This is a genomic window from Streptomyces cyanogenus (genome assembly GCF_017526105.1).
Classification (GTDB): Bacteria; Actinomycetota; Actinomycetes; order Streptomycetales; family Streptomycetaceae; genus Streptomyces; species Streptomyces cyanogenus.
The window spans coordinates 3,020,902-3,032,982 of the sequence record NZ_CP071839.1; the positions used below are offsets into that span (position 1 = coordinate 3,020,902).

At 73.3% G+C, this 12,081-nt stretch carries 10 protein-coding genes; 4 read left to right on the forward strand and 6 right to left on the reverse strand.

Annotated elements, in window-relative coordinates:
• Positions 1–22: 22 nt before the first annotated feature.
• The 5 genes from S1361_RS13565 to S1361_RS13585 form a co-directional block, all read right to left on the reverse strand.
• On the reverse strand, positions 23–1,240 hold the full coding sequence (locus tag S1361_RS13565) for an RNA polymerase sigma factor (RefSeq protein ID WP_243769517.1): 1,218 nt from the start codon (positions 1,238–1,240) through the stop codon (positions 23–25).
• Between the two features lie 306 nt (positions 1,241–1,546).
• Positions 1,547–3,454 (reverse strand): DNA primase, encoded by a 1,908-nt coding sequence (gene dnaG, locus S1361_RS13570; RefSeq protein ID WP_208032111.1) that lies wholly within the window; start codon positions 3,452–3,454, stop codon positions 1,547–1,549.
• Positions 3,455–3,501: 47 nt separating this feature from the next.
• Positions 3,502–4,767 carry an NAD(P)/FAD-dependent oxidoreductase gene (locus tag S1361_RS13575; protein WP_208032112.1) on the reverse strand — a complete coding sequence of 422 codons (1,266 nt, stop codon included), beginning with the start codon at positions 4,765–4,767 and terminating at the stop codon, positions 3,502–3,504.
• Positions 4,768–4,871: 104 nt separating this feature from the next.
• Complete coding sequence (locus S1361_RS13580) at positions 4,872–6,158, reverse strand: deoxyguanosinetriphosphate triphosphohydrolase (RefSeq protein WP_208032113.1); 1,287 nt, start codon at positions 6,156–6,158, stop codon at positions 4,872–4,874.
• A 113-nt stretch (positions 6,159–6,271) separates the two neighbouring features.
• Entirely contained in the window at positions 6,272–7,060 is a 789-nt protein-coding gene (locus S1361_RS13585) for a sirohydrochlorin chelatase (protein WP_208032114.1), read from the reverse strand.
• 154 nt (positions 7,061–7,214) lie between these two features.
• Here S1361_RS13585 and S1361_RS13590 point away from each other — a divergent pair, with 154 nt between their 5' ends.
• From S1361_RS13590 to S1361_RS13605, 4 genes are read left to right on the forward strand one after another with little or no spacing between them, the layout of a single operon-like run.
• Positions 7,215–7,895 (forward strand): SanA/YdcF family protein, encoded by a 681-nt coding sequence (locus S1361_RS13590; protein ID WP_208032115.1) that lies wholly within the window; start codon positions 7,215–7,217, stop codon positions 7,893–7,895.
• A 2-nt stretch (positions 7,896–7,897) separates the two neighbouring features.
• Positions 7,898–8,386: a hypothetical protein gene (locus tag S1361_RS13595; RefSeq protein ID WP_208032116.1), complete on the forward strand. Its 489-nt coding sequence runs from the start codon at positions 7,898–7,900 to the stop codon at positions 8,384–8,386.
• A gap of 24 nt (positions 8,387–8,410) precedes the next feature.
• Positions 8,411–10,597: a molybdopterin oxidoreductase family protein gene (locus tag S1361_RS13600; RefSeq protein ID WP_208032117.1), complete on the forward strand. Its 2,187-nt coding sequence runs from the start codon at positions 8,411–8,413 to the stop codon at positions 10,595–10,597.
• Positions 10,598–10,653: 56 nt separating this feature from the next.
• Entirely contained in the window at positions 10,654–11,547 is an 894-nt protein-coding gene (locus tag S1361_RS13605) for an arylamine N-acetyltransferase family protein (protein WP_208032118.1), read from the forward strand.
• Between the two features lies 1 nt (position 11,548).
• On the opposite strand, the gene S1361_RS13610 is transcribed toward S1361_RS13605, so the two are convergent.
• Positions 11,549–11,989 carry a gamma-glutamylcyclotransferase family protein gene (locus S1361_RS13610; RefSeq protein ID WP_208032119.1) on the reverse strand — a complete coding sequence of 147 codons (441 nt, stop codon included), beginning with the start codon at positions 11,987–11,989 and terminating at the stop codon, positions 11,549–11,551.
• Positions 11,990–12,081: the final 92 nt, after the last annotated feature.

Consider the following 12,081-nt stretch of genomic DNA (forward strand, 5'->3'; position numbering starts at 1 on the left):
GCCGCCGCGTGGTGGCGGCCCCTCAGTCCAGGTAGCCCCTCAGCTGGTCCGCGTACGCGTGGTCGCGGAGCTTGTTGAGGGTCTTGGACTCGATCTGCCGTATCCGCTCGCGGGTCACGCCGAAGATGCGGCCGATCTCCTCCAGGGTGCGCGGGCGGCCGTCGACCAGGCCGTACCGGAGCTGGACGACCTTCCGCTCGCGCTCGCCCAGCGTGGACAGCACCGCGTCGAGGTGCTCGCGCAGCAGCAGGAAGGCGGCGGATTCGACGGGGCTCGCGGCGTCGCCGTCCTCGATGAGGTCGCCGAGGGCGACGTCGTCCTCCTCGCCGACCGGGGCGTGCAGCGACACCGGTTCCTGGGCGAGGCGCAGCACCTCGCCGACCCGCTCGGGCGGCAGGTCCAGGTGGGCGCCGACCTCCTCGACGGTCGGCTCGTAGCCGCGCTCCTGGAGCATCCGGCGCTGGACGCGGACGACCCGGTTGATCAGCTCCACGACGTGGACGGGGACGCGGATGGTGCGGGCCTGGTCGGCCAGCGCCCGGCTCATGGCCTGCCGGATCCACCAGGTGGCGTAGGTGGAGAACTTGTAGCCGCGCGCGTAGTCGAACTTCTCCACGGCCCGGATCAGCCCGAGGTTGCCCTCCTGGACGAGGTCGAGCATGGTCAGCCCGCGGCCGACGTACCTCTTGGCGACGGAGACGACGAGCCGCAGGTTGGCCTCGATCAGCCGGCGCTTGGCGACCCGGCCCATGACGACGAGCCGGTCCAGGTCGAGCGCCAGCTCGCTGTCCAGGTCGGGGGTGCTGCCCAGCTTCTCCTCCGCGAACAGGCCGGCCTCCACCCGGCGGGCGAGTTCCACCTCCTCGGCGGCGGTGAGCAGGGGGATACGGCCGATCTCGCGCAGGTACTGGCGGAACAGGTCGGCGGAGGGGCCGCCGGACTCGGCCCGGGCGGCGACCGGCACCTCGACGGGTTCCTCGGGTTCGTCCACGAGCGCGTCGGCGGGCGGCTCCGCCTCGGGATGCAGGGCGGCACGGCTCTGCGGGGGCACGGCCGCGAGAACGTCCGTCTCCGCGTCCGGCTCGTCCGCGGTGGTGGGGGTGGCGCTGGTGGCGCTGGTGGCGCTGGTGCTGCTGACGGTCTGGGTGAGGGTCTGGGTCTGCACGGGGGCGACCTCCAGGATGATCGCTGCTGAAGGTGTGCGGCAGCGTGCGCTCCGAGGCTCGGGCACCGCCCCCAGTGTGGAGTACGACACAACCCCGCCACGAGGGTCGTGCCGTGACTTTTTGCGTCCGTTCCGTCACCGGTCGGTTACTCGTCTCGTTGGACTATGCGATTGGCAACTGCGGGCCATCGGTCCCACGGCAAGGTGCTGGAAGCGCACACCAAGACCCTGCATGAGCACGGCGAGCTGCTCGGTGCCCTGGTCTCCGGTCAGGTGGCGATGATGGAGCAGCTCGGGTCGCTCACCTCGCAGGTCGGAGCCATCACCGACCACCTCGGCATCACCCCGCCCGAGCAGCCCCGCGAGGAGAACCAGCCCCCGCTACAGCGCCTCCGCGCCCCGCTCGCGCAGTGCCTGGTCGTACTGCTGGAGGACCCACAGCTCGTTCTGTACGGCGGCCAGTTGCGCCGGGTCGCCGGTGGTGGACAGGCGGGTCATCTGGGACTGGATGTCTCGGATGCGGCGCTCGACGGCGCGGCGGCGGATCTGGACGAGGACCGTGCCGGCGTACGTCTCGTCCACCGTGCGGCGCAGGATCGGCTCGACGGCCAGCTCGGTGACCATCGCGCGGACCGTGTCGTCGGGCGCGGCCTCGCGGACGCGGACCAGGTACTCCTGCGGGTCCTGGACGCCGTACTCGGCGCCGCCCGCCTCCGCGACGGCCCGGCGCACGGCGGCGTAGGGCGGGGCCGTGAACTCGTCCACGCCGTAGGCGTCGAAGGCCGGGGAGACCAGTTCGGGGCGCTGGAGGGCGAGTTTGAGCAGTTCGCGTTCGGCGGCGAAGACAGGGTTGCGCAGGGTCAGCGCGGGGCCGGAGCCGGCGGGGGGGCGCGGCGCCTCCGTCCACTGCTGCTCGGCCGGCCGGGAGCGGCCCTGCTGCTGCGCACCCTTGCCTTCGCGGTTCCAGCGGGCCAGCTGGGCGACCCGGCGGACCACGAACTGGGTGTCGAGGATGCCGAGCATGCCGGCCAGTTCGACGGCCACCTCGTGCTGGGCGCCGCTGTTCTTGATCTTGGCGACGATCGGGGCGGCCTCGTCCAGGGCGGCGGCCCGGCCGGCCGGGGTGTCGAGGTCGTAGCGGCCGACGATCTGGCGGAGCGCGAACTCGAAGAGCGGGGTGCGGGGTTCGACCAGGTCGGCGACCGCCTCGTCGCCCTTGGCGAGCCGCAGGTCGCAGGGGTCCATGCCGTCGGGCGCGATCGCGATGTAGGTCTCGGCGGCGAACTTCTGGTCGTCCTCGAAAGCGCGCAGGGCGGCCTTCTGCCCGGCCGCGTCACCGTCGAAGGTGAAGATCACGCGGGCCGAGCCGTTGTCCATGAGGAGCCGGCGGAGGATCTTGATGTGGTCGCCGCCGAACGCCGTACCGCAGGTCGCGATCGCGGTGGTCACTCCGGCGAGGTGGCATGCCATGACGTCCGTGTAGCCCTCGACCACCACCGCGCGGCTGGTCTTGGCGATCTCCTTCTTCGCCAGGTCGATGCCGTACAGCACCTGGCTCTTCTTGTAGATCCCCGTGTCGGGCGTGTTGAGGTACTTCGGGCCGTTGTCCGCCTCGTACAGCTTGCGGGCGCCGAAGCCGACGACCTCGCCGCCGATGTCCCGGATGGGCCACATCAGGCGGCCCCGGAAGCGGTCGATGGGCCCGCGCCTGCCCTCCTGGGACAGGCCGGAGAGGATCAGCTCCTTGTCGGTGAAGCCCTTGCCGCGCAGGTAGCGGGTGAGGTGGTCCCAGCCCTGGGGGCTGTAGCCGACGCCGAAGTGGACGGCGGCGGCCTGGTCGAAGCCGCGCTCGGCGAGGAAGATCCGGCCGGTCTCGGCCTCGGGGCTGGTGGCGAGCTGCTCGGCGTACCACTGCGCGGCGATCTTGTGGGCCTCGACCAGGCGGATGCGTTCGCCGCGCTGGTGGGCCGGGTTGTACCCGCCCTCCTCGTACCGCAGCGTGATGCCGGCCTGTGCGGCCAGCCGCTCGACCGCCTCCGAGAAGGAGAGGTGGTCCACCTTCATCACGAAGGTGATGGTGTCGCCGCCCTCCTGGCAGCCGAAGCAGTGGAAGAGCCCCTTGCTCGGGCTGACCTGGAAGGACGGCGACTTCTCGTCGTGGAACGGGCACAGCCCCTTGAGGTTGCCGCCGCCCGCGTTGCGCAGCTGGAGGTACTCGGAGACCACGGCGTCGATCGGGACCGCGTCCCGTACCGCCTTCACGTCCTCGTCGTTGATCCGTCCTGCCACGCGTGAATTCTACGGGGGTGCGGTGACAGTCCCGGTGCTCGCGGAGGTCACGAGGCGAGGCCGGCGAGGGGTACGTGCGGGTCCGAGAGTGCCTCGATGTTCACCCGGGCCCGGGAACGGATGAGGTTCTGGATCTGCTCTGTGACATCCCACACGTTCACGTTCATCCCGGCCAGCACGCGCCCCTCCCGCACCCAGAACGCGATGAACTCCCGCTTCCCGGCGTCCCCGCGGATCACCACCTCGTCGTACGACCCCGGCGGCGCCCAGCCGCTGTACTCCATGCCCAGGTCGTACTGGTCGGTGAAGAAGTACGGCACGCGGTCGTAGACGACCTCCCGGCCGAGCATCGCGCGCGCCGCGGCCGGGCCGCCGTTCAGGGCGTTCGCCCAGTGCTCCACCCGCAGCCGGGCGTCGAACAGGCCGATCGGGAAGGACGCCACGTCGCCGGCCGCGTGGATGTCGGGGTCGGAGGTGCGCAGCCGTTCGTCGACGACGATGCCGCCGCCGTGCGCCCGGTCGGCGATCTCCAGGCCCGCCGCCTCCGCGAGGGCGGTCCGCGGGGCCGCGCCGATCGCCGCGAGGACGTCGTGCGCCGGGTACTCCTCGCCGTCGTCCGTGCGGGCGGCCAGGACCATGCCGTCCTGGCCGACGATCTCGGTGAGCCGCACCCCGAAGTGGAAGCGGACGCCGTGCTCGCGGTGCAGCTCGGCGAAGACGTTGCCCAGCTCGGGGCCGAGCACACCGTGCAGCGGGGTCGGCGCCGGTTCGATCACCGTGACCTCGGCGCCGTACTCGCGGGCCGCCGCCGCGACCTCCAGGCCGATCCAGCCGGCGCCCGCGATCACCAGGTGCCCGTTCTCCTGGCCGAGGTGGTGCAGGACACCCTTGAGGCGCTCGGCGTGCGCGAGGCGGCGCAGGTGGTGGACGCCCGCCAGGTCGGTGCCGGGGATGTCCAGGCGGCGCGGCTCGGCGCCGGTGACCAGGAGCAGCTTGTCGTAGCGGACGAGGGTGCCGTCGTCACCGAAGCGGACCGTCTTCGCCGTGCGGTCGATGCGGTCCACCGTCTGGCCGAGGTGCAGCTCGATGTCGTTGCGCGCGTACCAGGCGGGCTCGTGCACGAAGACGCTGTCGCGCTCCTCCTTGCCGAGCAGGTAGCCCTTGGACAGCGGCGGGCGCTCGTACGGGTGGTCGCGTTCGTCGCAGATCAGTATCACCCGGCCGCTGAAGCCCTCCGCGCGGAGCGTCTCGGCCGCCTTCGCACCGGCGAGACCGCCTCCGACGATGACGAATGTCTGATCCGCGTCGACCACTTGATGCCTCCTCTTGAGGATGCCGCCACATGCGAGCGTCCCGCACGCAGCGTGATGCGGGAAGAGGGTGTGACCCGATCAGGCCACGGAGGGTCATGTTCCTCTCACATATGCCCCGTCAGTCTCGCGTGCAGGGAGAGCGCGGAGGTGTCGGTCAGGGAGGCGACCTGGTCGACGATCACCCGCTTGCGTGCCCGGTCGTCGTCCGCCGCGTCGAACAGCGCACGGAACTGGGGGTCCAGGCCGTCGGGCGCGCGGGCGGTCAGCGCCTCGGCCAGCTCCGCGACGATCACCCGCTGGTCGGCGCGCAACCGTTCCTGCTCGGCGCGCTGCATCACGTACCGGTCCGCGACGGCCTTGAGCACCGCGCACTCCATGCGCGCCTCGCGGGGTACGACGAGCTCGGCGCCGTAGCGGGTGAGCCGGCCGGTGCCCCACGCGGCGCGCGTGGCGCCCTCGGCGGCCAGGCAGAACCGGCCGATGAGCTGGCTGGTGGCGTCCTTCAGCCGGGCCTGGGCGGCCGCGGTGCCGTCGTAGCCGTGCGGCCACCACTCCTCCTCCTGGAGGCGGTCCAGGGCGGCGGCGAGTTCGGCCGGGTCGGTGTCCGCGGGGACGTAGCGGCCGACGGCGACGCGGAACACCGCCTGCCGTTCCGGCTCGGCGTGCAGGCAGTTGGGGTCGATGTGACCGGCGTGCAGGCCGTCCTCGACGTCGTGCACCGAGTAGGCGACGTCGTCGGACCAGTCCATGACCTGCGCCTCGAAGCAGGTGCGGGTGCCGGGGGCGTGGGCGCGGACCCAGTCGAACACCGGGCGGTCGTCCTCGTACACGCCGAACTTCCGTGAGGCCGGGTCGGTGGGGTGCCCGCCGCGCGGCCAGGGGTACTTGGTGGCGGCGTCGAGGGTGGCGCGGGTGAGGTTCAGGCCGACGGAGCGGTCCTCGGTGAACCGTTTGGGCTCGATCCGGGTGAGGAGCCTGAGGGACTGGGCGTTGCCCTCGAAGCCGCCGCAGTCGTCGGCGAACTCGTTCAGCGCGGTTTCGCCGTTGTGGCCGAAGGGGGGATGGCCCAGGTCGTGGGCGAGGCAGGCCGCCTCGACCAGGTCGGGGTCACAGCCGAGGGCGGCACCCAGCTCCCGGCCGACCTGGGCGCATTCGAGGGAGTGGGTGAGCCGTGTCCGGGGGCTGGCGTCCCAGGCCTGGCTCCGGGTGCCCGGGGTCACCACCTGCGTCTTGCCGGCCAGGCGCCTGAGCGCGGCGGAGTGGAGGATGCGGGCGCGGTCGCGCTGGAAGGCGGTGCGGCCCGGGCGTTTGTCGGGTTCGTGGACCCAGCGGTCGACCGACGTGGCGTCGTAAGCCGTGAAAAGTGCGGTGCCTTCCGCGGTGCCTTCCATGGGACGACAGTAAGCCCAATCGTCTGCCGGGTTCCGTTGTGCCGGCAGGTGCGGGTGCACCGTGGCTTGTCGCGCCCGCGCGGCAGCCGCTCGTCGACACGGCCCCGCGCCCTTCAGGCGGCTGCCGTGGACCCTTCCGCCAGGCTCTGGTCGTAGCGGTGCAGGACCAGACGGGCCATCGCCTCGTGGGCGCCCAGGGGTGCCGAAGCGATCCACGGCGCTGCTTGCGCGCACTGGGTCGCGAAGCGGCCGGGAGCTGTGAAACAGGACGCCACCGCCACTCTGTGGCGGCCCCTGGCCGCCAGGGCGCGCAGCGCGGCCGGGACGGTCGGAGTCGCCGCCGAGGCGTACGCGGGGACGACCGGGACGCCCAGGCGGGCGGCGAGGAGGCGGGCGGTGCGGCGGGTGTCCGTGGCCGAGTCGGGGTCGCGGGAGCCGGCTGCGGCGAGGACGACCGCCGTCGCGCGGCGCTCGGTGCCGTCCATGGCGGTGGGCCAGCCGGCCTCCAGTAGGCGGGCGTGCAGGGTCTCCACGAGCAGCGGGTGCGGCCCGAGCGGTGCGGCCAGGCGGGTGCGGGCGGGTGCGGCGGCGGCCATCTCGGGGATGTCCTGCTTGACGTGGTAGCCGCGGCTCAGCAGGAGCGGCACGAGGACCGCGTCGGACGTGCCCGGGACCGCGAGGGTGTCGGTGAGCAGCGGCTCGTTCAGCTCGATGTGGCCCAGGTGGACGGGCAGGCCGGGGCGCTGCTCGCGGACCCGGGCCATGAGGGCGCGTACGGTGCCGAGCGCCCGGGGGTCGCGGCTGCCGTGGGCGACCAGCACCAGGGCGGGCGGGGCCGGGTGGCGGCGGCCGAGCGCGGGGACGAGCCTGCTGCCGCTGCTGAGGGGGATCGACGCCGTCATGCAACGATCCTGACCGGAGGACGTTGCGCGCCCGTTGCGCGGCCGTCACGGGTATTTTCCGCGGGTTCACCTCGTACGGACGCGCGGTGTGAGGTGAACCGGAACGGCACCGGCGGCGTCCTCCTCGGTCGGGAGCGATCACGGGGGGTGCGGTATGAGGATCCGTCGACCGCGATGGCCGCGCACGCGGACCGGGCAGCGGCGGCTGGCGCAGGCGGTGATGGCCGGGTGCGTGCTGGCGCTGCTGCCGGTGACCTGGCTGTACGTGTCCACGGCGGACCGCCTGCGGACGACGGCGGACGTGCCGCGCACCGATGTCGCGGTGGTGTTCGGGGCCGGGCTGTGGCAGGGCGAGCCGTCGCCGTACCTCGCGCACCGGCTGGACGCGGCGGCGAAGCTGTACCGGGCGGGGCGGATCAAGGTGGTGCTGGTCACCGGGGACAACAGCCGGGAGGACTACGACGAGCCCGACGCCATGCGGGCGTACCTCACGCGGCACGGGGTGCCGGACGCGCGGATCGTCAGCGACTACGCCGGGTTCGACACCTGGGACTCCTGTGTCCGGGCCAGGAAGATCTTCGGGGTGGACCGGGCGGTGCTGATCAGCCAGGGCTTCCACATCCGGCGGGCGGTGGCGCTGTGCGAGGCGGCGGGGGTGGACTCGTACGGCGTCGGCGTCGATGCGAAACACGATGTGACCTGGTACTACGGCGGGACGCGCGAGGTGTTCGCGGCGGGCAAGGCGGCACTGGACGCGGTGTTCCGGCCGGACCCGCGGTTCCTCGGGCCGAAGGAGCAGGGGGTCGCCAGGGCACTGGCGGGGACGAGGGGCTGAGCATGGAGATCGCCGAGCTGACGCCCGCCGAGCGCCGCGTGCGGGATGCGTTCCCGCTCGGCGAGGGGGTCGACTTCCGCCAGGACCGCGACGAGGATCCCGAGCAGGGCGGCTCGTGGGGACCGGAGCGCACCCTGCGGGCGGAGGTGCTGCGGGAGCTGCTGCTGGACGGGCCGGTGCGGGAGGGGCGGATCGCCGGCCTGAAGGTGACGGGCGCGCGGATCACCGGTCGGCTGGACCTCAAGTACGGCACGGTCGGCCACCCCGTCCGGTTGCGTTCCTGCCACTTCGAGGAGGCGCCCGATCTGTACGGGGCGCAGGTCGGCGCCCTGGTCCTGAGCGACTCGGCGCTGCGAGGCTGTCCGGGGCGCTCTTCCGGACCCCTCCACGGGCGTGGCCTCCCGCGGCCGCCCCGGGACCTCACGCCGTCGCCGGTCCGGCGGGGAGGTCGCCGTGCCGGGGGTGTAACCGGATGCGGCACGGGGCCGTAACACGCCGGACGCACGCTGGACGGTATGGAGAACACCTCGACGCCCACCCACTGCCCGTACTGCGCCTTGCAGTGCGGGATGAACATCACGCCCCTGCCCCAGGGGGGCGTCGAGGTCACCGAGCGTCCGGACTTCCCCGTCAACCGGGGAGCGCTGTGCGGCAAGGGGCGTACGGCGGCGCAGGTGCTGTCCCCGGCGGTGCGGCTGACCACGCCGCTGGTGCGGGACGGTGGCCGGCTGGTGGAGGCGAGCTGGACCGAGGCGCTGGACCGGATCGCCGAGCGGCTCTCCGCGACGCGGGAGCGGTACGGCGCGGACGCGCTGGGGGTGTTCGGCGGGGGCGGGCTGACCAACGAGAAGGCGTACACGCTCGGCAAGTTCGCGCGGGTGGTGCTGGGTACCTCGCAGATCGACTACAACGGCCGGTTCTGCATGTCGTCGGCCGCCGCGGCCGGCACCAAGGCGTTCGGTCTGGACCGGGGGCTGCCGTTCCCGCTGGAGGACGTGCCGAGGACCGGGTGCGTGATCCTCGTCGGGTCCAACCCGGCCGAGACCATGCCGCCGTCGCTGCGGTTCTTCACCGAGCTGCGGGAGAACGGCGGCACGCTGATCGTCGTCGACCCGCGCCGCACCAGGACCGCCGAGCAGGCCGACCTGCACCTCGCGCCCCGCCCGGGCACGGATCTCGCGCTCGCCCTGGGCCTGCTGCACCTGGTGGTGGCCGAGGGGCGGACGGACGAGGAGTACATCCGGGAGCGGACCACCGGCTGGGAGGAGGCCCGGGCCGCGGCGATGGCGCACTGGCCCGAGTACGTGGAGCGGATCACCGGGGTCCCGGTGCCGCAACTGCGCGAGGCGGTACGGATGTTCTGCGAGCCGGAGGCGGCGATGGTGCTCACCGCGCGCGGGCCGGAGCAGCAGTCCCAGGGCACGGACACGGTGGGCGCCTGGATCAACCTGTGCCTGGCCACCGGCCGGGCGGGCCGCCCCCTGTCCGGATACGGCTGTCTGACCGGGCAGGGCAACGGGCAGGGCGGACGCGAACACGGCCAGAAGGCCGACCAGTTGCCCGGGTACCGCAAGCTGGACGACCCGGCGGCGCGGGCCCACGTGGCCGGGGTGTGGGGCGTGGACCCGGACAGCCTGCCCGGTCCCGGACGCAGCGCGTACGAACTCCTCGACGCCCTCGGCTCGGACGTCCGGGCGCTGCTGCTGATGGGCTCCAACCCGGTGGTGTCGGCCCCGCGCGCGGCCCACGTCGAGGAGCGCCTGCGCTCGCTGGACTTCCTCGCCGTGGCCGACGTCGTCCTGTCCGAGACGGCGGAGCTGGCGGACGTCGTGCTGCCGGTCACCCAGTGGGCGGAGGAGACGGGCACGACGACCAGCCTGGAGGGCCGCGTGCTGCTGCGCCGCCGGGCGGTCGCTCCCCCGCCCGGCGTCCACAGCGACCTCTACGTCCTCCACGAGCTGGCCGCCCGCCTCGGCGTGGAGAAGGGCTTCCCGACCGACCCCGAGGAGGTCTTCGAGGAACTCCGCCGCGCCAGCGCCGGCGGCCCCGCCGACTACTCCGGCATCACCTACCGCCGCCTGGCCGAGGAGAACGGCGTCTTCTGGCCCTGCCCGGAGGAGCCGGCGGGGACGGGGGCCGGGGCGGACGCCGGTGAGGACGAGATCCTGGACACGCTTCCCGACGACCCGGCGGCGAACGACGACACCGCCCTCGTCACCCGCCCCACGGCCCACCCCGGTACCCCCCGGCTCTTCCTCGACAGGTTCGCCACTCCCGACGGCCGGGCACGGTTCGTGCCGGTGGTGTACCGGGGGACGGCGGAGGAGCCGGACGGTGCGTACCCGTTGCTGCTGACCACGGGGCGGGTGGTGTCGCAGTACCAGTCGGGGGCGCAGACCCGGCGGGTGGCGGAGCTGAACGCGGCGGCGCCCGGACCGTTCGTGGAGTTGCATCCGCGGCTCGCGGCCCGGCTGGGCGCGGCGGAGGGCGACCCGGTGGCGGTGGTGTCCCGGCGCGGCCGGGCCGTGGCGCCGGCGCGGATCACCAGTGCCATCCGGCCGGACACCGTCTTCATGCCGTTCCACTGGCCGGGCGAGGGCCGCGCCAACACGCTCACCAACCCGGCCCTGGACCCGACCTCCCGGATGCCGGAGTTCAAGTCGTGCGCGGTGCGGGTGGAGGTCCTAGGGCCAGGGAAGTAGCGCGGTTCGGTCCGCCGGACGCGGCACGGCCGGCGGGGCTCGCATAGGTTCGGTACATGGCCGACATCGAGCAGACCGCACGGAACGGGCACGACGAACACGGCGGACACGGCGGACGGAGCGGCCAGGGCGAGCCGTACGACCTCGACGCCTATCTCGACCGCATCGGCTGGAAGGGCGAGCGGCGGGCCGGCCTGGCCACCCTGCGCGGGGTGCACCTGGCGCACGCCCTGTCGCTGCCGTTCGAGAACCTGGACCCGCTGCGGGGCACGGCCCCGTCCCTGGCGCCCGCCGACCTGATGGCCAAGATGGTCCACGGCCGGCGGGGCGGCTACTGCTACGAGCACAACACCCTCCTCCGGCTGGCCCTGGAGGCGCTCGGCTTCCGGGTGACCCCGCTGGCCGGCCGGGTGGTGGTGGGCGCGGAGACGCCGGAGAGCCGGCCGCGGACGCACGCGATGCTCCGGGTCGAGGTGCCGGGCGAGCCACGGCCCTGGCTGGCGGACGTCGGCTTCGGCGCGGCCGGCGCGCTGCTGCTGCCGGTGCCGCTGGAGACCGGCACCGTGTTCGAGGGCGCCGGACGCCGGCACCGGCTGGTGCGACTGCCGCACGAAGGGCCCCTGGAGCTGTGGGAGTTGCAGGCGTACGCGGGACGCGGCGACGGCTGGTCCGGTCAGTACGCGTTCACCCAGGAGCCCTTCGCCCCCGCCGACTTCGAGGTGTTCAACTGGTTCGTGGGCACCCACCCACGCTCCCCCTTCACCCGCCGCCCCTACCTCCAGCGGACCACCGCCGACCGCCATCTGGCCCTGGACGGCGCGCGGTTCACCGAGACCCGCGCCGACGGCACGGTGACCGAGCGCACGCTGACGGACGAGGCGGAGGCCCGGCGCCTGGTGGCGGAGGAGTTCGGCATCGAGGTGCCCGGGGGGTTCGACCTGCTGGGCTGAGTCAGCGGCGGGAGAGCCAGTCGCCGTCCGCGATACGGGTGCCGGTGGCGCGCAGCCGGGCGGCGACACCCGGGGCGGCGAGATACACCCAGGCCCGGGCGGTGCCGCCGACGGCGCGTACGACGTCCCGGGCCGCGCGGACGTAGAGGTTGCGGGGGTCGCCCGGGACGTACTCCTCCAGCCGGTCCAGGGCGGCGAGCAGCTCCTCGTACGCCTCCGGCCGGGCCGTCACCAGTTCCCCGCGCACGGTTCCGCCGGGCTCCTCGACGGCGTACGGGTAGCCGGGGCCGTCGTAGAGCACGGCGCCGGCGAGGTGCCCCGGTTCCTCGGCGAGGGTTCGGCCGCGCAGGAGGAGATCGTGGTTGACCTCGCCGGGGCGGAGGGTGCCGTAGACGAAGAAGGGCAGGGGGCGGAAGTCCTCGCGGGGGTCCTCGGCGATCACGGAAACGATTCTGTACCCCCGCCGGCTCCCCACACATCTCCATGAAGAGTCTATGGACACGACATGTCATGGCCACTTAAATCTCGGGGACA